The following is a 23,027-nucleotide window of genomic DNA, read 5'->3' as shown; positions in this document are numbered from 1 at the left end:
CCGATGCTTAATGGTGTTGGCTTGAAAGTCGTATTGCCATTTAGCTTTTGTCGCAATCAGACCGTTCCACCACATCAGTACCTCTGCCAGCAGCGCAATTAATAACAAGATGTTGAGGCGCTTGATACAACGGGTTCGGTTATGCCGAAGAGCCAGTCCATATGCGGGACTTTTTAAATCGCGGAACGCTTCCTCTATCTGCATTCTCTTTGCATATAAGCGTGTTATCTGAATCGCGTTTAGCGTGTCATTCGGGATATTAGTCACCAGTAGCCACGGCTCGTTTGCGCTTTTGGCAAAGAGACGAGACGCCGTATGCTTCTTACTGGTACGGGTATGACGTTGCACCTTACGTCCTTTCGAAGCCTGTTTCACAAGATGAGCATGGCAAGCCAGAGGAGAGCGGCGTGCCAGTTGGCAGGTGCCCAGGTAGGCGGGTTTAGCGTTTGCCTTAGGATAGAGTACTTTATTGCATTGCCAATCTTGGCGGTGAAGTTTGATAGCGACTTCACCACGAACACGCCCCAGCCAGAACCAGCCTTTTTCTTCTACTTGCCGGAACCAGGTGTTTCGAAAGCCTGCATCCGACACAATAATAGGTGTGGCGCCGAGAGGGAGAATGTCGTCAAGTTTATCGAGGAAACGTTGATGCGTTTTTGGTGAGTTATATTGTGCGTATTCAAACGCTTGCTCGTAAAGGGTGACAGCGCGACCATCGAGAGCGATAGAGGCGCGTAAAGTCATATAGCGAAGTTGTTCCCTCACATCAGACCAATCAACCAAAATCACAGGGCAAGGGTTAGCGCGGGCAATAAGGTTGGCATGCCATTTATAGATCTCATCTTTTTCACGGTGTAACTGTGCGTTGCCAAGCAGTCGGTCGACACGCTTGATAGCATGTTTAGCGGTCGTCCTAACGTCGAGTGAGCGACCAAGTTTTGTGAGTGTTAGATCAGCGCCATCGAGTGAGGATTGAGTCGCAAGTAGGAGAGAATGAAGCCGTTTTTTATGAATAGTGGGACACTGATTAGTTAATGTATCTTGTAGAATTTGAATATCGCGCATCGGTAATTCCTCTTGTTGGAATGTGGTTTTTGGCGAAATTCATTAGATCAAAAGGTACGGTGCGCGTCTTTCTCATTGTTTAAAAGAGGAATTTTGAGGGGATTCGCTAGATGCAGGCGTTAGCCATCAGTCGATATGGAGTCCGAAGCTTTGAAAGATTCTGAGTTTAAAAGTTTTTCGCATAAACTGCCTTTAGGTCATGAAATCTCGAGTAATGGTCAAAACATATCTGTAATAGGCAATTATCGACCAGACATCTCAATAAAGGATGCTAGTGGCACGATTCAAATTGTGCTTGAAAGTGAGACAAAGTCAGATAGAAAAGCGTTTATTGGCGCACTCACACATGCTTTCAAATATGCAGATGAGTCCAATGTGTCCTTTACCTTGGTATTTGTTATGAAAGAAACTGGTAATCAAACTACAGTTGAGCAAGTAGCAAATAATCTAAGACCGTATTATGTTTGGCTGCAAGGGGTGGTTACGACAAAATTAAAAGGTACATTTTTAGTTTCTGATGACGCTTACGTAAAGTCTCAGGAACGTGGTGAAAGAATACTGTCCACAGAATTTCAAGCTAGGTGTCATCGCCTTTAAAGATGGCTAACAAACGACTATGACATTAATGATTTTTCATCCCACATGCCGCTATCTCTGACCATAGAATTTAAGATAACAACCATCTTTCTCATACTGGCTATGATGGCAACTTTTTAGGGTTTTCCAGTGTGACCAAATGTTTGTAGGTTGCTTTGAAGGTAGGGTTACATTGCATCGCGCCCTAAGTCATCCAGGGCAATCCTCTCTTCCGAACCTATTGAGATAGTATTTTCCAAAAAAACGCTCATAATCTTGCTTCAAAACACTTAACGAAAAATTATCCATGACTGATTTTCAATATTACTTTCATCAAGCGCCTTGTTTTAACTGTAAAAATACCAAAGTAAGCACCGATCTTGGTTGGTTAACGGCAGCGATGAAAGAGGATGTCGTTGCACAAATGGCGGCGATTATTGCGCAAGGCAAGGTAGAGCAAGAGTTTTCGGTGAACGTGACGTGTACAAAAGAGGAAGCGCGCGATTACTTACTGCTTAATTTCTACGGTTACTCAGAAGAAGACCTTGCGAGCCAAGTGAAAGCGGAAGATGAGCAAGAAGTGGCGGATGAAATCGCAGAGCTTCTAGCAGAAGGTAACGACGCCGTTTTTGAACATGAAATGTCACTGCAACGTTGCAATGATTGCGACATTGACTAAGCGTTAAGCCACGCGAAAACATGTGCTTCGCACAAAACAAAAAGCGCCGTTTTTATACGGCGCTTTTTTCATACTCGCATCAATGAACGCTTAGCGAATCACTTCAATGTCGACTTTCTTACCGAGCGACATCGCAAGGTTGTTGTCGTAATACGCGGCTTCGTTGATGAAGTGCGGGTAGGCATCGTAATCGCCTTCCCAGCAGACTTCTGAGCCGTCAAACAGGGTGAAGATGGGGTCGCCGTTGCGCAGTACGGTAAAGTCAGCATCTTGCACATTCTTATGCACCATGCCTAGGCGCTCGCCGTCTTCACTTTCTGGCAACTTTAGCGTTTCTTCATAGCGGTAGGCAGAAACCGTCGCTGGCAGCTCAGGCACTTCGTTCTTATTGAACAGTTCCACAAAATCCAGAATGTGGGCGGTCATTTCGTCCATCCAATCCAGCACATCTTGGCGAACCACGGATTGTGGTTGCGGGCCAATTTCTACGATGATGCCTTGGTCTGCGATTGAGCAGAGGAAGTAATGCTCTTCCATCGAACAATGGTCTTCAAACAGAATAACGGCGTTTGCCATACGTGAAGACACATACGCAGCAAGCTGGGTGTTAAACGCATCGGCTTTCAGCAAGATGATGGTTGGGCCCATGTTGCTGGTGGTGTTGTGCAAGTCGATAACCAAATCAGTGCGGGCATTGCCTTTCGGGCCAAGCTGCGCGTTGATCACTTTGGCGCGGCTTTGCTCGTAATTGCTTAATTCCATGTTCGCGAGATCGGCAGGAAGGAACTGTCGGTTGAGGTCGACGTCGAGATAGCGTTTGTTATCGCGAAAGCCATTGGGGTTAGCAAAGAGTGTTTCCGTTTCAAAGCTCGAGCGGCTGATCAGTGCAGGGGAAGCCTGCCACTTTTTAAGAAGGTAAATTCCGCTGAATTCGTTGCCGTGGGTACCGCCGACAATGGCTACCCGATTGAATGTGCTCATCCTTGTCCTCTCCTGATAGACGAAAATTCAATATATCAGGGTGATGGGCATTCCCCAAGCACGATACACTCGAGGAATGCATAATCATGCAACTATGTTGGTTTTACTCGTTATGCCAACGGCCTTCGTATGCGCTGGAATAGTCTGGCACTTCGCTAACTTTGTTGTCAGATGTTGGTTCCAACGGCCCTGCAACGGTGCGAAACGGCAAAATACCCGCCCACACATCAATGTCCATGTCTGCCAAATCATCGTTCACACCGTGACGTCCAATTTTCACCGAGGTTTCATCCAGCGGCATCACCAGCATTTCTGTGGCGGTGAGTTCTTTTTCATTGCCGGGGCGCGCTTCTTTGCTTCGTCCCGGTGCGATTTGCTCTAGAAAAGCATCCAGCGCGACGGATATTTCTTCATTGTTTTCCACCACTGAAAAACGACCGAATGCCATGGCGCAGCGATAGTGCGCACTATGGTGAAAGGCCGAGCGTGCCAATACCCACGCATCGAGTATTGAGAAGGTCATGCTGCACGGCTCGCCATTTTTCAGGTGCCTTAACATTTGGCTGTTTTTCGCACCGTGGATGTAGATGTTGTTGCCGATACGCCAAGCAAGCATGGGGATGACAGTGGGGCCGCGTTTGTCACTAAACGCGACGTGCGCCAGCTTGGATTCATCAATGATGCTGTATAGCGCCTCTTGGTCTTTCACTGCCTTGTGTGCGCCTTTTCTTACGCGTGTTCTCTCGGTTGTTCCTACTGTCATCACATTCCCCTTTTTTGGCGCTATTTTGTTTTTGTTTGTCCGTTGACTTGCAATCTACGGGTAAACTGGCACCTTAAATAGAGCCAGTTTTAATAACTCAATAGATCCAATTTTGAGGCGGGATACCATGCAACCCATTGATATCGGTGATTTACGATTAGATGCGGGCAATACGTCTAAGCAAAGTGCTTTGTACCTTGCGATTCAAGACAAGATTTTGAATGGCCAGTGGCCGACAAACGGACGCTTACCCGCAACCCGCTTGTTGGCGGAAGAATTGCGCGTCAGTCGCAACACGGTCACAGCGGTGTATGAGCAATTGAAAGCCGAGGGCTACATTGAGAGCCGACGCGGGGCAGGGTATTTCATTCAATGGGCAACGCCGGATCACTATTTACACACGAACACGCAGGGCGATCTTCAAGGATCTGTGCCGCCTCCTTCTCTTTCAGACTTGCCCTTAGAAGGGAAGGAAACGGATCAACGTCCACCGTTTGATGCGCATGTTCGAAATCGACCTTTCGCGCCTGGGGTACCCGATCTTGTGCAGTTTCCCCACAAGAAGTGGGCACGATCGCTGCAATGCCACTTTCAACGCGCGCACCTTGGTGGGCAGAATGACATTCAGGGCAATCTTGCGCTTCGCCAAGCCCTGAGTGACTACTTGTCATTTAGCCGCTCAGTGGATGCGTCGCCGCAGCGCATCATCATTACTGTGGGCGCACAACAAGCGCTGTATATCGCCATTAACGCCATTCTTGAGGCGGGTGAGAAGGTGATGATGGAAAACCCCGGCTACGCGCAAATGCGTAAGGTGCTCGATCGTAGCCATATCAATGTGTCTTATTTGCCTGTGGACGCAAAAACGGGGGCAGACATTTCATTGCTCGATCAGTTTGATGGCAAAGCGGTGTACCTGACGCCGAGCAATCAATACCCCATGGGCACGAGCTTAAACACCAATGATCGTATGCGATGCATTGAGTGGGCGGCGCAGAAAACCGACGGCAAACAGGCAAGATGGATCATTGAAGATGACTACGACAGCGAGTTTCAATTCGCTAACCGCCCTTATCCTTCCTTGCAGGGGCTCGCGACCAAGTTTCATGGCGACGCCGCGAATGTCATTTATGTCGGCACCTTCAGTAAAACCCTGCTGCCTGCGATTCGTGTCGGTTACATGGTGGTGCCGGAATCTCTTGTCGAGAAATGCTTGAGCGTGAAAGATGCCATCGGCGGTGACTCTGCGATGCACATTGAAGAAGTCTTGGCGGAGTTCATCGCTGAAGGGGATTACCTGCGTCACATCCGAAAAATGCGCACCTTGTACCAAGAAAAGCAGCGGGTATTTGTTCAGGCATTGCATGAACATTTCGGCGATCGCATGGAGGTCATCAGCCAAGCTGCAGGGCTGCATGTCACGTTCCGATGGCAAGGCGGATTAACGGCGTTAGAGGCTAAAGCATTGCTAGAAGAAAAGGGTGTCACGATCCGTACACTGGCATTTTACTGCGATGCTGAGACAGTGGATGAGGTGCCAGATTGGATGCACCGCACGCTGGTGGCGGGTTTTGGCAACAGTTCTTTAGAAGATATTCGCCAAGGTGTGAAGAAATTGGCCGAATGCTTTGAAGCGCAATGCTGATTACGTCAGTTGATGATGCAATCTTTTGTTTTCGTTTTAAAAAAATAGGTGATTCGCATTTTTGACATTATATGCAAAAACGCGTCTAACGCCGTATGTGAAATAAAGATGTAACGCTAAGATATCGTTAAATTAATGGATTATGTCGAGAGGATGGATGGACCCCAAAATCAATGACGCGAGTCGTCGTCCGTTAGCGGTGCGACAGAGTGCTCTCACGCAACGCATCGCTGTGTGGATTAACAATCACGATATTACGCCGAATCAGATTTCGTTGATGAGCATTGTGTTTGCCGCATTGGGATTTGCGGCAATGCTTGGGTACCATTTTTTTGCATCCAGTGTGCTTTTACTGGTGACGGCACTGTGTATTCAAAGTCGCCTGCTGTGTAATTTGTTTGATGGCATGGTCGCCATTGAAGGCGGAAAAAGTACCGCATCCGGTGAGCTGTTCAACGATGTGCCTGATCGCATTGCCGATCCTTTATTTATCATTGGCGTAGGCTTTGCCACGCAACATGAAAGCGGGATGTATTTGGCGTGGGCCTGTGCGCTGGTCGCTGTTCTCACGGCGTATATCCGCGTGTTGGGTGTCAGCATGGGAACGAAAGCGGATTTTCGTGGCCCCATGGCGAAGCAACATCGCATGGCGTTGTTAACGGGCGCTCTCGTGGTGCTCTTTCTTCAGAATCTGACAGGCTTTTTTACAGATCTTCCTGTCAACATCATCGAATTGGCGCTTGTTGTGATGCTGCTAGGCAGCTTAGTGACATGTTGGCGACGTTTGGTGTTCATCTATCAGGACGTTGAAGGTACAGCGTTGAAAGATGGGGATAAACAATGACCTCTATTCTTCCTCATTCTCAGCATGTGATGGTCTCTGTTTTCGCCGCGCTTGTGGCGGGCACGGCAGTGTATCTTTGGAAATCGCGCACCACGCCCGATGGCGATTTTCTGGAATTAAAGCTCAGGATCCGCTCCTGGTGGTGGATGGTGGGCATTATCTTTGTCGCGCTTTTCTTGCCTCTTCAGTACACCATTGTTTTCTTCGGTTTTCTGAGTTTTATGGCGTTGAAAGAGTTTCTTTCTATTGTGCCAATACGCTTAGCTGACCGACGGGTCATTTTCTGGGCCTATCTTTCCATTCCGCTTCACTATTACTGGCTCTCCATTGAATGGTACGGGATGTTTATCATCTTCATTCCCGTCTACATGTTTCTTTATCTGCCGATGGTGGCGGTGTTAATTGGTGATACGAACGGATTTATTCGCTCAGCGGGGATGATTCACTGGTCAATGATGTTGACGGTATTTTGCCTCAGCCACATGGCGTATTTACTGGTGCTTCCAAGCAAAAACCCCGATGCGGGATCCCTCGGTATGCTGCTTTTCCTCCTGATATTTACTCAGCTAAACGACGTTAGCCAATATGTGTGCGGGAAGAGTTTTGGGAAGCGGAAAATCATCCCGAAAGTCAGCCCGAACAAAACGTGGGGAGGGTTTATCGGCGGCGGTATTACCATCGTCGTGCTTTCCTATTTTGCGGCACCGTATTTGACGCCGCTTACGCCGTTAGAAGGCATGGTCGCAGGGTTGATCATTTCGTTAAGCGGATTTATTGGGGACTTGGTCATTTCTTCAGTGAAGCGAGATTTGAAAATCAAAGACACGGGTCATCTCATCCCTGGGCATGGCGGTATTCTTGATCGCGTGGATAGCTTGATGTTTACAGCGCCATTGTTTTTTCATTATATCTATTACTTATATTATTGATTATGTTGCCGAAAGTACTAAAAGTGTTGTTTGTGCTGCTGATAGTAAAGCCATTGGTGTTCATTGCGCTTGGCCTCAATGTCATTAACAGAGACAAGCTCCCCGTGAGTGGTCCAGCAGTGCTTGCTGCCAACCACAATAGCCATCTTGATACGCTGGTGTTGCTCGCGTTGTTTCCGATTAGCCAAGTGCACAAAGTGCGTCCTGTTGCTGCCGCTGATTACTTTCTCTCGAACCGTTTTGTCTCTTGGCTATCGCTGAATGTGATTGGCATTATTCCCATTAAACGGATGCATTCTGGGGCGGATAAAGACAAATTGTTTGATGAGTGCCACCGTGCACTGCGTGATAACGATATTTTGTTGGTGTTTCCTGAAGGCAGCCGCGGTGAGCCAGAAGTGATGAGTGGGTTGAAAAAGGGCATTTATCATTTGGTCAGTGAGTATGACAAATGCCCGGTGCTTCCCGTGGTGATGCGCGGTCTTGGGCTATCCCTGCCCAAAGGCACGGCGATGTTTGTGCCTTTCAATTGTGATGTGGTTGTGGGGGAGCCACTGGACGCGTTTGAGAATTCCGATGCCTTTCTGACAGACATGCAGGCAGCCTATGAATCGCTAACGAAGCACTGTGTGACCCAAGTGCTTTAATTTTCCCTTCATCGTGTTTTTCTGCTCGTCGTTAGGACAAACCAGAAAAAGTGATGCTCTGATCCGTGTTGAACAGGAGTGTCATGAATTTTGTCGCTAATACCTTGTTTCTACATTGAATCTTGATGTTTCCAATCCATAGAACAAGCGAGATCTCGCCCAAGAGGCAGATCTGCACAGTGGACGAAAGACGGATAGTGATCAATATCACTAACTGAGTAGGGGCGAAATACACTAAAATGTTCGGCTATCATTTTAGCTTTGAGCCTTTTATCTTAATGACTACTGCAAAGACGCCAGCCAACTTTACTGAACTCGGCCTTATTTCTCCTCTGTTAGCACGTTTAACCGAGTTGGAATATCAGCAGCCAACGCCTATTCAAGCGCAAGCAATCCCAAGTGCATTAGCAGGGCGCGACCTCATTGCTGGGGCGAATACTGGTTCAGGTAAAACGGCCACCTTTGCACTGCCAATGCTGCAACACATTGTTGAACAGCAGGGCGGCACGTCAAAAGGCGGCAAAGGTAACTATGTCACTGGCTTGGTGTTGGTACCAACCCGCGAATTGGCAAAGCAAGTTGCAGACAGCATTAAATCTTACTCTGTGCATTTTAATGGCGCGGTAAAAACTGTAGCGGTATTTGGTGGCGTGTCTGCCAATACGCAAATGCTGGCATTGCGTGGCGGCACAGATGTGCTGGTGGCAACACCGGGCCGTTTGCTTGATCTGATTTCAAGCAATGCCATTAAACTTGATCGCGTGAAAACCCTGGTTCTTGATGAAGCTGACCGCATGCTAAGCCTTGGTTTTACCGAAGAGCTTTCTGCGCTGTTGGCCTTGTTACCAAAGCAAAAACAAACCCTATTGTTCTCAGCGACCTTCCCTGAAGAAGTGACATCGCTTGCTCACGCGTTGCTGAACAACCCTGTCGAACTTCAATTGCAAAGTGCTGATGCAAGCACACTGGTTCAACGTGTTTTCACCGTGAACCAAGGTGAAAAAACGGCCGTTCTTGCGCATTTAATTCAACAGAACGCGTGGCGACAAGCGCTGATTTTCGTGAATGCGAAAAAGCATTGTGAACACTTGGCAGAGAAACTGGCAAAACGCGGTATTAAGGCGGAAGTATTCCACGGTGATAAAGGCCAAGGTTCGCGTACACGTGTGCTGGATGGTTTTAAATCTGGTGAAATCGACGTGCTTATCGCGACAGACATCGCGGCGCGTGGTCTGGATATCGAAAAACTGCCTGTGGTGATCAACTTTGATTTGCCACGTAGCCCAGCAGATTACATGCACCGCATTGGTCGAAGTGGCCGTGCAGGTGAAGTCGGTTTGGCGCTTTCGCTTCTCGATCATGAGGACTACCACCATTTCAGCATCATCGAGAAGAAGAACAAACTTCGCCTTGAGCGCGAAGAAGTCGCAGGCTTTGAAGTCGATGCGTCTGTTGCAGAAGCCCTCGCGAATGTGGCTAAACCAATGGCAAAACCTGCGGGTAGCGGCAAGAAAAAGAACAAAAACAAAGATCGCAAACCATCAGCCGCAGAAATCTGGCTGAAAAGACTGTAAGCGAAGCGTTCTATACATCCAATCACGTTAGCGTGGCTATAGATTGAAAAAGGGTTGGCATTGCCAACCCTTTTTACCTTTATGATGCTCATCCCTTCAATTTGTCCGCGAGCTGCTCTAGCGTCACGGTGATTTCTTCCTCAGTGAGTGCTCCGTAGCCGAACCGTATATGCGCCCGCAGATTACCCGCGTCTTGTGTTTTATCCGTGCTAACGACCACATGGCCGTCAAACAAAGCAGAGAGGTTAGCATCTTTGAGTTCGAGGTGGTCGCGGTATTTTTTGCTCAGTAGTTGAGATATATCGATCCATAACGCTAATCCGCCAGCGGGTAAGGTGAACGTGATTGTGTCGCCGAAAATACGTGTTAACTCTGTTGCAGTGACATCACGCCGTGCTTGGTAAATCTTACGGACTTTTCGAATGTGCTTCTTCACATCTCCCGATTGCATTAAGTCTGCCACAGCCAGTTCAGTGACGGTGTTGCCCTGTCGGTCAATGAGGGTGATCTCTTGCGCGACACGGTCGATGAAGGCGTTACTGGCGACCATATAGCCCAACCTTAAACCGGGCGCGAACACTTTAGAAAGCGATCCCATATGAATCACGTTCTCGCTATGAGGTAGGCTTGCCAAGGGCGGTATGGGGCGGCTGTCATAGTGAAATTCATGATCGTAATCGTCTTCCATGATCACAAATTCGTATCGCTTCGACAGTTGAAGCAACTGGAGGCGACGATCCATCGATAAGCACACCGTTGTGGGGTATTGATGGTGCGGCGTGGTGTAAACGCCTGCCACTTTATGCTGTTTTAAGATTCTCTCTAAATCTTGAACATCGAGCCCGCGTTCATCTTGCTTGCATCGAATAATAGAAAAGCCGTTTGATTCAAAAGCCGCAATGGCGGGGGTGTAGGAAAGAGCTTCTACCACTAACACGCCATTTTCTGGGTTCAAAACGCGAGAAGACAAATAGATTGCCATTTGGCTGCCACGCACAACACATACCTGATTGGTTGAGACATTCATGAATCTGTCCATGTTTAGCATGTGTTGGAGCGATTGACGCAGTTCTAAGGTGCCTCGTGGATCGCCATACCCCATATAGGATTGACGACTTGTTTGTACGATGGCTCGACGGAATGCGCGGGAGAGCAGTTCGTAAGGAATAAGGCGCGTATCTGGAATGCCGTCATTTGCATTAGGCGCAATAACGGAGGAAGGCATGAGCATGTGTGAGCATGGCGCTGAGTTCACGGCCTCTTTTATTACGTCGCGTTCCTCATGGCTACACTCACCTTGCCCCAAATCTACAAGATGCTGATGTTCTCTCGATAGTGAAGATTCAGGCAGCATGTCAGCGACGTAGGTTCCCCGACGCGGCTTCGACACCAACCAACCTTGAGATTCCAACTCTTCGTAAACAGACTGAACCGTCTTTCGATTCACGCCGAGCTGTGTGGCGAGTGACCGTGTTCCTGGCATTAAGTGGCCAGACGCCAATCGGCCCAGACGTATATCGTCAGCAATTTGATTGCTTAACGTTGTATGAATAGATTCTCCGCGCTGTCGTGTTAACCAAATTTTTGTTTGCCAAGGGCGAAGCATGAACCCCTCCACCTGGACCAGTAAAGAAAGAAAAACTGGCTGTTATTTAGGGTCCAGAGAATGACTATTGTGGATTTTGTCGTCAATGGACGCAATGTCTACGGAGGAAATATCGTGAAAACTGACGCTTTTAGTAAGAACACGTTGATGGAAATGGCCAAATCCAATATGAAGGCGCAAATACCAGACCCTGCCTTAACAGATAGGGAAAAGCTGGCGTTAACGTGCCGCATATTGTTCACCAAAGGACACGATTCAGGGCTAGCGGGACAAATTACCTGTCGCTCAGATAAACCGAACACCTTTATTACACAACGATTTGGGTTGGGCTTTGATGAAATCACCGCAGAAAACCTTTTGGTGGTAGATCAAGATTTAGAGCCGATCGATCAGCAAGGTATGGCAAACCCCGCGAATCGCTTTCATACCTGGGTTTACAAAGAACACCCTGAGGTGAACTGCATTATTCATACCCACCCAACCTATGTGGCGGCCTTGTCGATGTTGAAAGTCCCGCTTACGGTTTCGCATATGGATACCTGTGGTTTGTACAATGATTGTGCGTTTCTGGCTGATTGGCCGGGTGTGCCTGTAGGCAATGAAGAAGGGATCCTTATTTCAAAGGCATTGGGTGACAAACGTGCGATTTTGTTGGCTCACCATGGCCAATTGGTCACGGGTAAAACCATTGAAGAGGCCTGTAATCTCGCCATTTTGATTGAGCGAGCTGCCAAGCTTCAACTGCTCGCGATGGCAGCGGGACAGATTCAGCAAATATTACCGGAACTGGCTAATGAAGCGCATGACTGGGTGTCGACGGATAAGCGAAATAAGGTCAATTTTGCTTACTACGCGAGACAAGTTTTGAAAACCCACCCCGATTGTATTTGAGTCAAACAGAGGAAAGCATTGTGAACCTATTTGGCATTATTTCTTACCCGATCACGCCTTTCAGTGCAGACGAGCGCAGCATTAATTTTGAGGTGCTTGGTGAAACGTTAGAACACCTTATCGACAATGGCAGTGATGCGATTGCCCCGTTAGGCAGCACTGGGGAAAGCGCTTACCTGAGCCTAGATGAGTGGCGACGAGTTGCTGACTTCACCATCCAAAAAGTCGGAGGCCGAGTGCCTGTTATTGTGGGTATTTCAGAGTTAACGACCTTACAGGCTATCAGCAAAGCAAGGTATGCCGAATCTATCGGTGCCGATGGGGTGATGATCATTCCAGTGTCCTACTGGAAGTTAACTGATCAAGAAATCTTCAACTATTACCAAGAAATATCAGACGCGATTTCATTGCCCATCATGGTTTACAACAACCCCGCGACAAGCGGCATTGATATGTCACCTGAATTGTTAGTGCGTATGTTCAATGAGATAGAAAACGTCACCATGGTGAAAGAAAGTACCGGTGATATTCAGCGCATGCATAGCCTGTTTACGCTGACCAACGGGGCGTTACCGTTTTTTAATGGGAGCAATCCACTTGCGCTTGAAGCCTTGTGTGCTGGTGCGTCAGGGTGGTGTACTGCTGCCCCTAATCTACTTGGAAAGCAGCCCAAAGCGCTTTATCAACGTGTGGTAGAGGGGAATTTGGATGAAGCAAGAGATATCTTCTATCAACAACTTCCTATGCTGCGTTTCATCGTTGCTGGTGGCATACCTAAAGCGATTAAAGCGGGGTTGGCATTGAATGGTATTGAGGCAGGTTTACCTCGTCGCCCGTTACGCGGTGCGACAGCCTCTGAAGCTGCACTGCTGAAGCATTTAATGAAAAGAAAATAAAGAGGTAAGAAGAGATAACGCGACTTTTGACGTTAATCGTTGAAAGAACATTAAAAAAGCCGGTCGTGTTGAGGCGACCAGCTTTCTCTTTAGGGTTTGCTATCAAAGGGAACCTAACGCTTAAACCGCGATTTCAACGCTGCTTCTTTTTCTTCCAGCCATTGATGAATACGCGGGCCGTTCATGGCAATCATGCCAATGCCACACATGACGAGCAGATACACCCATGCCATCCAACGCAGTGAATCGGGTGCATCAGGTGTCACAATAAGTGCGATAACGCCCACCGCAATCAGTAGGCTTAGAATACGAAAAAACATGGCAAAACGTTTCCTTGTTGGCCGAGTAACTAGCATACCGCACTGGAAAAATTTCCAAAGTGTATGTTGTCTTAAAGGCTCAACAAAGGGGGATAAAGGGCTAACACGTTAGCCCATTTAGCGTTGATGCGAGGCGTTAGGCAAGCATGCAGTCTAACAAGTTAGGTTCCAAATCATCGTGTTGTTGATCAGAGATAATCTCGATGCGGCTTTCCATCGCATCATCCAATTCCAACTCTTCCAACGCGTCTAGGGTGAGGTTATAGCCAAACACGCCGGTATTTGTAATAAACACCGCCTTCATTCTCACCGCACGAATGGTTAATAAAAATGCAGAGAGCTTTTGATAGTCGAAGACTTTACTCGCAGAAAAGCGCCAACCGATGCTTGAGTAACCTTCATCTCTATTTTCTGCTTTAAGAAAACCGCTTTCAGGCAGGGGAAGTTCAGATGCCAATGGCTTGTCTTGTTTGTGGTGATGATGATGGTGGTGGTGACCAGGTGGGTTCAGCAAGTGGTTCGCACTTGGGCCAGACAGAAGAGAAAACGGAATGTCGCCGTTTTGGGTTAAAACAATCTCGGTCTGCGGCGCAGCGTGCGTTCTGACATAGTTAGCCAACTTCGCTGTGTCGCCCTCACGGTATAAGTCGACTTTATTGCCGACGATTAAATCTGCCATCGCAATCTGCTGATTAAAGGTGGCGTGGTTGGTGTATCGTTCGTCGGAAAGGGTTCTTGCATCCACCAAGGTCAGCGTTTTTTGCAACGCGAGCACCTCTTGGTAATACTCGGATGTCAGCACTTCCAGTACTTCTTTAGGGTGGCCTAGCCCTGTTGGTTCGATCAACAGACGATCTGGCCTTGCTTCAGAAAGCAGTTGTGACAGCGCAATTTGCATAGGAAGCCCCGCCGCACAGCACATGCACCCACCAGGTACTTCACGGATAAACACACCTTGTTGTTTGGTGTGTGTGCCTTCAAACAAACTGCCATCGACGCCAATTTCACCAAACTCATTCACCAATACCGCCCAGCGTTCATTAGACGGTTTGTTTTTCAGTAAATGTAAAATCGCCGATGTTTTACCGACCCCCAAGAAGCCGGTAATGATGTTTGTGGGAACGGCGAGTATTGGGGCGGCATTAGAATTCATTCGCTAACCTTTTGTAGCCTTCAACTAAGGCATTGTTTGCTTCAACAACGGATTCTGAAAAACTGGAATATTCAGGCGGGACTTTTTCGATCGAATTGAGATCGAACCCAGGGCCAATGTTCGTCATTGGTGGGACATGGTAGGCGGGTGGAAGGTCGGTTCCATCCACCACGCAGTTATGACGAATAACGCATCCATCGCCAATCGTGGTGCGAAACATCACGCTGTTAAACCCGATAAAGACATCGTCTCCGATCGTACAAGGACCGTGAATAATTGAACGGTGAGCAATGGATGTCTGCTTACCGATAGACACTGCCGCGCCGCTTTTAGAGTGGATCACCACCCCATCTTGGATGTTGGAGTCGCGTTGAATGATGATAGGGAGCATGTTACCCGTGTCATCCACTTCATCCGCGCGGATCACCGCATAAGGCCCCACAAACACGTTATCTTCAATGATGACGTGACCACAGATAATGGCGGTAGGATCAATGAATGCCTTTTCAGACACGTTCGGGTAATGGCCTGATGGATTTTTTCTCAGCAAGTGATTCTCCCTAATTTTCTTTGGATGAAGCAAACCTTTCGCGACCTTGCACAAACAACTTTGTGGCGATATTGGTGACCATAAACAGCCCGGTGCAAACACACACAATGGTTGCGCCAGTAGGGGTGTCAAACACGTAGGAACTGCGAAGGCCGATGACACTGGCACATACCGCGATAAGCGCCGCCATTACCGCCATGACTTCGGGCGTTCGGCTTAAAGGGCGCGCCGTTGCGGCGGGCACAATCAACATGGCGGCGATAAGAAGTACACCGACGACTTTAATGGCAACGGCGACGACAATGGCAAGGGAGAGGGTAAGGATGAATTGCTCGCGTTTAGGATTAAAGCCGCTCGCAAGTGCAAGGTCGGGGTTTAATGTAGAGAGAAGTAGCCCAGACCAACGGGACACGATGAGTAATAATACTGACGCTGCGCCGCCCCAAATCAGCCAAAGATCCTTGGGGCCGACAGCAAGAATATCGCCGAAGAGATAAGACATCAGGTCAATCCTAACGCCAGAAAGAAAAGAAACGGCAACAAGACCTATCGCCAAAGAAGAGTGTGCCATCACACCGAGTAATGTATCCATGGCAAATCCTCGCCCACTCAGGCCTGAAACCGTCATTGCCATTAATAGAGATACAACCAACACACCCGCAAAAATCGGGGTCGATAACGTGAGTGAAAGTGCCACGCCCAGCACCGCGGCGTGTGCCGTTGCATCGCCGAAATACGCCATGCGTCGCCAAACAACAAAGCACCCTAACGGGGCAGCAGCCAGTGCGACACCGACACTGGCGAGCATTGCGCGGATTAAGAAATCATCAAACATTTAGCACGTTCCGGTAGCAGGTTGGCGGCGAGATTCGCGCAGATTCAATGCGGTATCGTCTTGTGCATCAAGACCAAACAAGGCGCGGTATTCGTGTGAGTCACTGATAACGTCAGGCTCACCTTGGCAGCATATATGCGCATTCAGGCAAATGACCCAATCTGTTTGTTTCATCACCACATGCAGTTCATGGCTGATCATGACAATCGCGCACCCGCGTGTTTCTCTGACTTTGGCGATTTGTCGGTAAAAGTCAGCGGTGCCACGATGGTCGAGCCCTTGTGTGGCTTCATCAAGCAACAGTAAATTGGGTTCACCAAGTAATGCACGAGCGAGCAAAACACGTTGGAATTGCCCGCCTGATAAGTCCATAACCTGTTGTTTGTCTAACCCCGCAACGCCTGCATCTGCGAGTGCTTGTGTCACTACCTCGCGTGAATGTGCGCGGGGTAAATTCATAAAGCGCGAGACGGTAATGGGCAGGGTGTCATCAATGTATAAACGCTGAGGAACATACCCGATGCGCAAATCAGAAGCTTTGTTTAATAGGCCAGCGCTAGGGGATAGGGCACCAATAAGGGTTTTGAAGAGTGTACTTTTGCCAGCACCGTTGGGGCCAACGAGGGTGATGATTTCACCTGCCTGTACTGACAAATTGATATTGCTGAGAATATTCCGTTTCCCTATGCGAACGGACATATTGTGACACTCAATCAACATCTTGGTATTTCCTTATACAACCTAAAAATCAAACAGCGCTAGATTCAGGGAGTGACGCCTGATATGTTTGTTATGTTATAACATAACAATTAAATTTACCACTCATCGATAAATGACCATATGGAAGGGAGAACTTCATGCGTCACTCAGTTTTTGCTTGCGCCGCTTTTGGCTTAAGCATGTCTTTTACTGCCCATTCAAACCCAAGCGTGGCGGTTGATATTGCGCCGCTTCACTCACTGGTTAGCCAAGTCATGGAAGGCGTTGGTGAACCCGATTTATTGATTCCTGCTGAAGCATCACCTCATGAATACACGCTGCGACCGTCTCAAGCGTCAGCATTGGCGAACGCGGATGTGGTGTTTTGGATCGGAGAAGGGCTGACACCTTGGCTAGAAAAAGCCTTAGACAATGTCGCGGGTTCAGCGCAGAAAGTCGAAATGCTCGCATTGGAAGAAACGCATACCCATGAATACCGTGAAGGGGCGACGTTTGAAGCCCACAGTGATCATGGCGATGAACACCATGATGATGAGCATCACGACGAAGACGAGCATCATGATGATGAAAAACATCATGACGAACATAAAGATCATGATGGTCATAAAGACCACGACGACCACGACGCGCACAAAGTTGAGGGCGGTCACCATGGACACGATCACCACGGTAATGACCCACACGCATGGCTTGACCCTGAAAACGCCAAAGCATGGGTAGCAGTGATTCAAGAAAAATTATCAGCCGTCGATCCTGATAATGCATCAACGTATAAAAACAATGCTGCTGAAGCGACCGCATCACTCAATGCACTTATTGCAGACACCAATGCCAACGTAAGCAAACTCGGAGACGTAAAGTTCATCGTTTTCCACGATGCCTACCAGTATTTTGAAAAGCGTTTTAACGTGATAGCAACAGGGGCAATCTCGTTAGGGGATGCTGAAGATCCAAGCCCGAAACGCATCAAAGAAATCAGAGAGACGGTTCAAAAACTCAATGTGAACTGCGTGTTTACCGAACCTCAATACAACCCAGGTTTGGTGAAGAATGTGTTTGAAGGCACCAGTATTACCACTATTGGTGTGATGGACCCGTTGGGCGCAAGTATTCCAGAGGGGAGCAAGCACTATCAAGCACTGATTGAAGCCATGGTAAACAGCCTAAGCCAGTGTAAATAGTTCTACATGGAGGCATCGCCTTTGCACGCTTAGGCATGCCAACATTTGCTCGCTAAAACAATTGCTGGCTAAAACACGTCTGGCTGGAGCAAGAGTCATCTCTTATTCCAGCCAGACTTTTTCGTGGTGAATTAGCTGGATTCTCTATCTAGGCGCTAAGTTGCGCTCGCTCAGACAGGATCCGAATCAGAGCAACGAAGACAGCCTACGCGAAGACAGATTACGCGACGACATACGCGCAAGCTGGACTTTTCTGTCTTTGTTCACGACGCAGAAGTTACCGCGCTTGGTACGACACTTCGAACATCTCTCGCATTCTACAGGGCTTCGATCGCCTTCTTTCCAGCGCTTCACAAGGTGTGGCTCAGAGAGCAAAGGGCGTGACAGGGCGAAGTATTCAATACCCGTGTTGTTCGCGATGGCTTCAATGGCATCAAAGTCAGTGAGGCCACCCACGGTGATCACTGGGATGTTCACATCTTGGCTGATTGCGTGGCCGTATTCATGAAAGTAGCCTTCTGCTTGAATCGTATAGCCATCGTGTGATTCGCCAATCATGGTGTCGGCTTTACCATGAATGTTGCCAGACATCACGATGCCATCAACGCCCACTTCTTCGAGCTTTTTACACACTAACCGGGTTTCATCGAAGGTTGCGCCGCCCTCAAAAAACTCTGAGGCGGTGAGCTTCACCAAGATAGGGAAATCGTCGCCGACTAGCTGGCGTGTTGCCGCGTAGATCTCTAGCAAGAATCGCATGCGATTTTCTAAGCTACCGCCATATTCGTCTTCACGTTGGTTGTAATAAGGGCTTAAGAACTGGTTGATCAAGTATGTGTGGGCAGCGTGAATTTCTACGCCATCGAAACCCGATTGCTGTGCTCTTAATGATGCTTTGGCAAACGCATCAACAATGTAATCAATTTCATCTTTGGTCATGGCTTTGCCAAGTGTTTGCGTCCCTTTTTCTGGTACTTCACTTGGTGCATAAATCACGCGTTCGCCAAGGTCATGCGTGGTTTTCGTGCCTCCATACGCCAATTGCATCACTATGTTAGCATCGTGGTTGTGAACCAGTTCAGTGAGCTTTTTGTATTCCTCGATAAACGAGTCGTTATACATGCCCATCATGTCCGCGTTAGGCTTTTCTTCTTCAACGATGTTAGCGTAACCGGTCACGATCAAGCCGATCTCACCTTGAGCGAGCTCTTCATAGATGGCGTAAAGCTTATCTGTCATATGGCCATCTTCTGTCGCCATATTTTCCCACGTCGCACTTCTCATGAAGCGGTTTTTAAGTGTCATGGTGCCGATGCGGGTTTCAGTAAACAAAGAACTCAAGTCTCATCCTCATTAAAATCGTTTTACGCGAGTGACCCATTGAGCATGGGCACTGATTCGAGCGGATAGTACAGAGAAGATGGCAGGCAAAACTTAATCTAGATTAAGTGAGCGACACTCTCGCATAAGAAAGAGACAAGAAATGAACGCGAAAGAGAGCAAAAAGACAGTAAATAGACAGAAAGTCTAGGGGGGAACAAGAACCCGTTCAGTCTCACTAAACGGCTTTTTCATGATGATTGGCTAAAACCAGATTGGCTAATACCAGATCGACAAAAACCAGAGCGACTAAAAAGAGATGGGCTGGAACAGAAATAACCTCTATTCCAGCCAGATCATTGAGTGGCAATGTCGCTAACTGCCGTTAACGACAGTTAACGATTTTCCGCGTTCACCAACACTTTCTGTGCCGTTATCCATTCGCTTGATTGCTTAAGCCCACCAAACGGAAAAAGATGTACGCCTTTTAAGGGAGAGTTGAGATGTGTTGCTTGATAATGAGCCAACGCATCAAACACCTCTGTGGGTGTCCATGGGCGCAACAACCTCGCCACACTGCTGTATTTCGTCAGCATTTTGGCTGATGTCGCCACCCCACATTGCGCGGCATAAGCAAGTAGGTTCTTCATTTTAGTCGGCCCCGCGAGACCCAAGAAAACAGGAACACCCAAGTCCATCACTTGGAATTCATCCAACCAACGCGTCAGCGCTGCGTTATCGAATGAAAACTGTGTCACCACCCAGCATGACAGCCCGTTTTGTTTTGCATAATCACATTTGAATTCGAGCGCCTGCTTCATGGTATGCGCATCCACCAAAGGATGTCCTTCTGGATGCGCCGCAAAGCCGAAGCCAGTAAATCCGTAATGCAATAGGTGATCGGATGCCAACAAAGACAGCGTGTCGGCATAAGGCCCTTGCGGTTCTTTTATGTCACCTGCAATCAACAACAGTTGCGTCACACCAATGTCCTGCAATCGCGCGAGCCATTGATGTAAAACCGCATCACTGGGAACCGCTCTTGCGGGGAGGTGGGGAATGGGTTGCATTCCCCATGCGAGCAATTGCTCGCAGGTAGAGAATGCATTTTCAAATTGTGCGTCAGGGAGAAAAGGGACATAAACACAGCTGCCCTTTATCAACCAATGAGGAGGCTGTCCGTTTTCACTCGACGCCACCAACGCGCTTATTTGCTTAGGTGTTGCTTCGAGAGAGGCATTCGTCAGCAAGTCCATTCCCGTTTGTGATGAATAAAGAGGTTCAGAAGTGCGGCTCATGTCGTTGACCTCGTGATCTATCATCGTCATTGGTTCGCCTTTTTGACGTCGCGTGAATTTGGATTTGCAGAAGGTCGAAAAGGCACATTAACAATGGTTGCATTCACACGTTCCCCACCATACTCAGCGGGCAAGGCTAGGCTCAATGCCGTACCGGTTTCCTTCATATGCCAAGGCACAAAACACAACGCAATATTGGTTTCTAATTCAGGGCTAAACCATGGAGAGGTCACATACCCAATAGCATCATTTCCGCCCTGACTTCCCTTACTCTCAACAGCCCCATCATAAATAAGCCAGAAGTCATTGGCGTAATCCGTCACCGGTTCACCGCCAAACACGATCCCCACCATACAAAGCGGGTAGGGCGAGTTGCCGGCCTCAATATCCTCTCGCGCTTTTTCTAACGCGGCCTTACCCACGTAGTCGCCTTCTTTGTCTCGTGGTACTTGATACGCCAAGTTACATTGAAAAGGCGAGACTTCCTGATCAATATCTTGTCCCCAAGACAAAATACCCGCCGCGATACGGCGGTGATTCGCAGGTGCAATCACCATCAAATCATGGGCTTTACCTGCCTCGAGCACGCCATACCACACGGTTTCTGCATTCAAGGTCGCGTCTTTACAATAGACTTCGTAGCCTTTCTCTCCTGACCATCCGGTTTGGGAAATGATGACGTCGACACCGTTTAGGTTCCCTTCCATCAGTCCATAAAAGGGAATGTCACTGACGGCAGGACCGAAGAGATCTGTCATCAAGGCTTCAGACTTAGGGCCTTGTATTTGAACGGGGGCAACATCAATTTCCGCGATGGTGACATCAAAGCCTTTGCCGACATTCACGCCGCGCAGCCAGAATTCGATGTCGCTGTCTGAAATCGAGAACCAAAATTCATCCTCGGCAACGCGAAGCAACACTGGATCATTGAGAATCCCGCCTTGTTCATTGCAGAGAATTACATATTTTGCGCGCATGGGTTTGATGAGGTTAGCGGCACGCGTTATCACGAAGTCGACGAACTTCTCTGCGTCTGGCCCTTTCACTTGGATCTGACGCTCGACTGCCACATTCCACATGGTGACATGATTCACCAAGGCATGGTATTCCGCCATCGCGCCACCGTCTTCAGGAAGCGCATAATTGCGAGGGTGATACATGCGGTTGTAGACCGTCGCGCGCCAGCAACCCGCTTCAACAGACAAATGCCAATATGGCGACTTACGAACGCGTGTCGAGATCAGTAACTCTATGGGTGTAGACCCGGATTGGCGCAAGTTTATCGGGACGTGACGTCCAGATTGATTCACCTCCGTGTTATGACGCGCTACAGCCGTCCGAGTCTGCATGCTATCTCTGTCTTCGTTCATCATCTCGCCAATCCTCCTTCCATGCCTGCGCCAATCGCGCTTAGGATTTCACACAAAATGCGCCCTTTCTTTGGAGGGAGTCATTCAACACGCGACACTGTAAAAAGCAAATACGCCAAATTTGTGTTGAATGCAGACCACCCGAATGGCATTGCATGGCAACCACTTTGCGTAATTTTTAGGAAAGGATAAAAGCTAATGCTAAAGTGTTGCTTACGTAACAAGCACATATACCCAAGCAACGAGTCAGTCATTGGGTTTCAAGGAGAAGTGATGAGCGATAACCAGTATACGCCGCCGAAAGTCTGGGCGAATGAAGCAAGCAGTGGTAACAAGTGGGCTAACATTAACAGCCCAGTATCAGGTGCCCGATTTGATCGTGATTTGCCTGTTGGCGAGCACGGTTTCCAGCTTTATTCGCTTGGCACGCCAAATGGCCAAAAAGTCACCATCATGTTCGAAGAACTGTTAGCGCTTGGTATTACCGAGGCAGAATATGATGCGTATTTGATCAACATCGGCGAATCTGATCAGTTCTCGTCTGGCTTTGTGGGTGTAAACCCGAACTCGAAAATCCCTGCGCTGTTGGACAAAACAGGGGCGGAGCCGGTTAACGTGTTTGAGTCAGCGTCTATTTTGATGCACTTGGCAGAGAAGTTCGGCAAATTCCTTCCAGCAAGCGGCCCTGCACGCACGCAAACCTTGAACTGGCTATTCTGGGCGCAAGGGTCTGCCCCTTTCCTTGGTGGCGGTTTTGGTCACTTCTATGCGTACGCTGATGTGAAGCAAGAATACCCGATTAATCGCTTCGCAATGGAAGCCAAACGTCAGCTAGATGTGCTTGATAAGCAACTTGCTAACAACACCTTTGTTGCGGGTGAAGAATACACCATCGCTGACATGGCGATTTGGCCATGGTACGGCAACTTGGTGCTCGGCAACGCGTATGACGCGGCAGAGTTTTTGAGTGTGCATACCTACACCCACGTTATGCGTTGGGCGAAACAGCTTGAAGAACGTGAAGGTGTGCAACGCGGTCGCGTGGTCAACCGCCCGTTTGGCGAAGAGTGGGAAAAAGTGCCTGAGCGCCATTCAGCTGAAGACATTGATAACGTGTTGAAACTGCGTCCGTAGTTTCTCATTGCACTAAAGATGAAAAGCGCACTTTAGGTGCGCTTTTTTTG

General features: G+C 48.4%; 23 protein-coding genes and 1 pseudogene. 11 read left to right on the top strand and 13 right to left on the bottom strand.

Annotated features, from left to right (window positions below; translation table 11 throughout):
- Positions 1-1,065: IS4 family transposase (locus tag BM082_RS03305; protein ID WP_074925274.1), on the bottom strand; the 1,065-nt coding region annotated here is incomplete at its 3' end.
- A 150-nt stretch (positions 1,066-1,215) separates the two neighbouring features.
- Between BM082_RS03305 and BM082_RS03300 the strand changes: the two genes are divergently transcribed.
- Positions 1,216-1,662 (top strand): hypothetical protein, encoded by a 447-nt coding sequence (locus BM082_RS03300; protein ID WP_133149850.1) that lies wholly within the window; start codon positions 1,216-1,218, stop codon positions 1,660-1,662.
- A gap of 17 nt (positions 1,663-1,679) precedes the next feature.
- Here BM082_RS03300 and BM082_RS24720 read toward each other — a convergent pair.
- Positions 1,680-1,843 (bottom strand): annotated as a pseudogene (locus tag BM082_RS24720) (IS110 family transposase); the annotation flags it as partial.
- Between the two features lie 105 nt (positions 1,844-1,948).
- Between BM082_RS24720 and BM082_RS03290 the strand changes: the two are divergent.
- Positions 1,949-2,320 (top strand): hypothetical protein, encoded by a 372-nt coding sequence (locus BM082_RS03290; RefSeq protein ID WP_074925270.1) that lies wholly within the window; start codon positions 1,949-1,951, stop codon positions 2,318-2,320.
- A 90-nt stretch (positions 2,321-2,410) separates the two neighbouring features.
- Here the strand turns inward: BM082_RS03290 and BM082_RS03285 are convergent, their stop codons facing one another.
- Positions 2,411-3,301 carry an aspartoacylase gene (locus tag BM082_RS03285; protein ID WP_074925268.1) on the bottom strand — a complete coding sequence of 297 codons (891 nt, stop codon included), beginning with the start codon at positions 3,299-3,301 and terminating at the stop codon, positions 2,411-2,413.
- A gap of 103 nt (positions 3,302-3,404) precedes the next feature.
- Positions 3,405-4,064, bottom strand: coding sequence for a pyridoxamine 5'-phosphate oxidase family protein (locus tag BM082_RS03280; protein ID WP_074925266.1), 660 nt, complete (start codon positions 4,062-4,064; stop codon positions 3,405-3,407).
- Positions 4,065-4,191: 127 nt separating this feature from the next.
- On the opposite strand from BM082_RS03280, the gene pdxR (BM082_RS03275) reads away from it, so the two are divergent.
- The 5 genes from pdxR (BM082_RS03275) (at position 4,192) to BM082_RS03255 (ending at position 9,703) form a co-directional block, all read left to right on the top strand.
- A complete protein-coding gene (pdxR, locus tag BM082_RS03275; RefSeq protein ID WP_074925264.1) occupies positions 4,192-5,709 on the top strand; it encodes a MocR-like pyridoxine biosynthesis transcription factor PdxR in 1,518 nt (505 codons plus the stop codon).
- Between the two features lie 157 nt (positions 5,710-5,866).
- Positions 5,867-6,553, top strand: a complete 687-nt coding sequence (locus BM082_RS03270) for a CDP-alcohol phosphatidyltransferase family protein (protein ID WP_017011951.1) — start codon at positions 5,867-5,869, stop codon at positions 6,551-6,553.
- The gene (locus BM082_RS03265) at positions 6,550-7,482 is read left to right on the top strand and encodes a phosphatidate cytidylyltransferase (protein ID WP_017011952.1); all 933 of its coding nucleotides are present in this window, start codon (positions 6,550-6,552) and stop codon (positions 7,480-7,482) included. The genes BM082_RS03270 and BM082_RS03265 overlap by 4 nt, the downstream gene beginning before the upstream one ends.
- A gap of 2 nt (positions 7,483-7,484) precedes the next feature.
- Positions 7,485-8,129 (top strand): lysophospholipid acyltransferase family protein, encoded by a 645-nt coding sequence (locus tag BM082_RS03260; protein WP_074925263.1) that lies wholly within the window; start codon positions 7,485-7,487, stop codon positions 8,127-8,129.
- Positions 8,130-8,407: 278 nt separating this feature from the next.
- A complete protein-coding gene (locus tag BM082_RS03255) occupies positions 8,408-9,703 on the top strand; it encodes a DEAD/DEAH box helicase (RefSeq protein ID WP_074925283.1) in 1,296 nt (431 codons plus the stop codon).
- Positions 9,704-9,791: 88 nt separating this feature from the next.
- Here BM082_RS03255 and pdxR (BM082_RS03250) read toward each other — a convergent pair whose 3' ends face one another.
- Positions 9,792-11,309: a MocR-like pyridoxine biosynthesis transcription factor PdxR gene (gene pdxR, locus BM082_RS03250; RefSeq protein WP_074925262.1), complete on the bottom strand. Its 1,518-nt coding sequence runs from the start codon at positions 11,307-11,309 to the stop codon at positions 9,792-9,794.
- 60 nt (positions 11,310-11,369) lie between these two features.
- Here pdxR (BM082_RS03250) and BM082_RS03245 point away from each other — a divergent pair, with 60 nt between their 5' ends.
- Positions 11,370-12,200: an aldolase gene (locus BM082_RS03245; protein WP_244275912.1), complete on the top strand. Its 831-nt coding sequence runs from the start codon at positions 11,370-11,372 to the stop codon at positions 12,198-12,200.
- 20 nt (positions 12,201-12,220) lie between these two features.
- Positions 12,221-13,096, top strand: a complete 876-nt coding sequence (locus tag BM082_RS03240) for a dihydrodipicolinate synthase family protein (RefSeq protein ID WP_017016015.1) — start codon at positions 12,221-12,223, stop codon at positions 13,094-13,096.
- 113 nt (positions 13,097-13,209) lie between these two features.
- Here BM082_RS03240 and BM082_RS03235 read toward each other — a convergent pair whose 3' ends face one another.
- The 5 genes from BM082_RS03235 to BM082_RS03215 form a co-directional block, all read right to left on the bottom strand.
- Positions 13,210-13,416, bottom strand: a complete 207-nt coding sequence (locus BM082_RS03235; RefSeq protein ID WP_074925261.1) for a hypothetical protein — start codon at positions 13,414-13,416, stop codon at positions 13,210-13,212.
- A 136-nt stretch (positions 13,417-13,552) separates the two neighbouring features.
- On the bottom strand, positions 13,553-14,569 hold the full coding sequence (locus tag BM082_RS03230; protein ID WP_074925260.1) for a CobW family GTP-binding protein: 1,017 nt from the start codon (positions 14,567-14,569) through the stop codon (positions 13,553-13,555).
- A complete protein-coding gene (locus BM082_RS03225) occupies positions 14,559-15,119 on the bottom strand; it encodes a DapH/DapD/GlmU-related protein (RefSeq protein ID WP_017016012.1) in 561 nt (186 codons plus the stop codon). The genes BM082_RS03230 and BM082_RS03225 overlap by 11 nt, the downstream gene beginning before the upstream one ends.
- Before the next feature lie 10 nt (positions 15,120-15,129).
- A complete protein-coding gene (locus BM082_RS03220) occupies positions 15,130-15,954 on the bottom strand; it encodes a metal ABC transporter permease (protein WP_074925259.1) in 825 nt (274 codons plus the stop codon).
- Positions 15,955-16,674 (bottom strand): ATP-binding cassette domain-containing protein, encoded by a 720-nt coding sequence (locus BM082_RS03215; protein WP_074925256.1) that lies wholly within the window; start codon positions 16,672-16,674, stop codon positions 15,955-15,957.
- Between the two features lie 137 nt (positions 16,675-16,811).
- Here BM082_RS03215 and BM082_RS03210 point away from each other — a divergent pair, with 137 nt between their 5' ends.
- Positions 16,812-17,855, top strand: a complete 1,044-nt coding sequence (locus BM082_RS03210) for a zinc ABC transporter substrate-binding protein (RefSeq protein WP_074925253.1) — start codon at positions 16,812-16,814, stop codon at positions 17,853-17,855.
- 186 nt (positions 17,856-18,041) lie between these two features.
- Here BM082_RS03210 and BM082_RS03205 read toward each other — a convergent pair whose 3' ends face one another.
- The 3 genes from BM082_RS03205 to BM082_RS03195 all read right to left on the bottom strand — a co-directional run bounded on the left by BM082_RS03205 (position 18,042) and on the right by BM082_RS03195 (position 21,822).
- Positions 18,042-19,139, bottom strand: a complete 1,098-nt coding sequence (locus BM082_RS03205; RefSeq protein WP_244275914.1) for an NADH:flavin oxidoreductase — start codon at positions 19,137-19,139, stop codon at positions 18,042-18,044.
- A 431-nt stretch (positions 19,140-19,570) separates the two neighbouring features.
- The gene (locus tag BM082_RS03200; RefSeq protein WP_017014842.1) at positions 19,571-20,503 is read right to left on the bottom strand and encodes a methylenetetrahydrofolate reductase; all 933 of its coding nucleotides are present in this window, start codon (positions 20,501-20,503) and stop codon (positions 19,571-19,573) included.
- Positions 20,500-21,822: a glycine cleavage T C-terminal barrel domain-containing protein gene (locus tag BM082_RS03195; protein ID WP_244275910.1), complete on the bottom strand. Its 1,323-nt coding sequence runs from the start codon at positions 21,820-21,822 to the stop codon at positions 20,500-20,502. The genes BM082_RS03200 and BM082_RS03195 overlap by 4 nt, the downstream gene beginning before the upstream one ends.
- A gap of 294 nt (positions 21,823-22,116) precedes the next feature.
- Between BM082_RS03195 and yghU the strand changes: the two genes are divergently transcribed.
- Positions 22,117-22,977 carry a glutathione-dependent disulfide-bond oxidoreductase gene (gene yghU / locus BM082_RS03190; protein WP_017014840.1) on the top strand — a complete coding sequence of 287 codons (861 nt, stop codon included), beginning with the start codon at positions 22,117-22,119 and terminating at the stop codon, positions 22,975-22,977.
- Positions 22,978-23,027 lie beyond the last annotated feature (50 nt).

This window comes from Enterovibrio norvegicus DSM 15893 (assembly GCF_900115495.1).
GTDB classification, from domain to species: Bacteria; Pseudomonadota; Gammaproteobacteria; order Enterobacterales; family Vibrionaceae; genus Enterovibrio; species Enterovibrio norvegicus.
The sequence above is the reverse complement of the archived record's forward strand: the minus strand, read 5'-3'. Positions and strand labels throughout refer to the sequence as shown.

Coding starts and splice junctions, on each gene's coding strand:
- BM082_RS03285 (WP_074925268.1), bottom strand. CDS start 3,301: ATGAGCACATTCAATCGGGTAGCCATTGTCGGCGGTACCCACGGCAAC.
- BM082_RS03235 (WP_074925261.1), bottom strand. CDS start 13,416: ATGTTTTTTCGTATTCTAAGCCTACTGATTGCGGTGGGCGTTATCGCA.
- BM082_RS03270 (WP_017011951.1), top strand. CDS start 5,867: ATGGACCCCAAAATCAATGACGCGAGTCGTCGTCCGTTAGCGGTGCGA.
- BM082_RS03245 (WP_244275912.1), top strand. CDS start 11,370: ATGACTATTGTGGATTTTGTCGTCAATGGACGCAATGTCTACGGAGGA.
- BM082_RS03200 (WP_017014842.1), bottom strand. CDS start 20,503: ATGACGATGATAGATCACGAGGTCAACGACATGAGCCGCACTTCTGAA.
- yghU (WP_017014840.1), top strand. CDS start 22,117: ATGAGCGATAACCAGTATACGCCGCCGAAAGTCTGGGCGAATGAAGCA.
- BM082_RS03255 (WP_074925283.1), top strand. CDS start 8,408: ATGACTACTGCAAAGACGCCAGCCAACTTTACTGAACTCGGCCTTATT.
- BM082_RS03220 (WP_074925259.1), bottom strand. CDS start 15,954: ATGTTTGATGATTTCTTAATCCGCGCAATGCTCGCCAGTGTCGGTGTC.
- BM082_RS03195 (WP_244275910.1), bottom strand. CDS start 21,822: ATGCAGACTCGGACGGCTGTAGCGCGTCATAACACGGAGGTGAATCAA.
- BM082_RS03215 (WP_074925256.1), bottom strand. CDS start 16,674: ATGTTGATTGAGTGTCACAATATGTCCGTTCGCATAGGGAAACGGAAT.
- BM082_RS03210 (WP_074925253.1), top strand. CDS start 16,812: ATGCGTCACTCAGTTTTTGCTTGCGCCGCTTTTGGCTTAAGCATGTCT.
- pdxR (WP_074925264.1), top strand. CDS start 4,192: ATGCAACCCATTGATATCGGTGATTTACGATTAGATGCGGGCAATACG.
- BM082_RS03230 (WP_074925260.1), bottom strand. CDS start 14,569: ATGAATTCTAATGCCGCCCCAATACTCGCCGTTCCCACAAACATCATT.
- BM082_RS03280 (WP_074925266.1), bottom strand. CDS start 4,064: ATGACAGTAGGAACAACCGAGAGAACACGCGTAAGAAAAGGCGCACAC.
- pdxR (WP_074925262.1), bottom strand. CDS start 11,309: ATGCTTCGCCCTTGGCAAACAAAAATTTGGTTAACACGACAGCGCGGA.
- BM082_RS03290 (WP_074925270.1), top strand. CDS start 1,949: ATGACTGATTTTCAATATTACTTTCATCAAGCGCCTTGTTTTAACTGT.
- BM082_RS03265 (WP_017011952.1), top strand. CDS start 6,550: ATGACCTCTATTCTTCCTCATTCTCAGCATGTGATGGTCTCTGTTTTC.
- BM082_RS03205 (WP_244275914.1), bottom strand. CDS start 19,139: ATGAGAAGTGCGACGTGGGAAAATATGGCGACAGAAGATGGCCATATG.
- BM082_RS03260 (WP_074925263.1), top strand. CDS start 7,485: ATGTTGCCGAAAGTACTAAAAGTGTTGTTTGTGCTGCTGATAGTAAAG.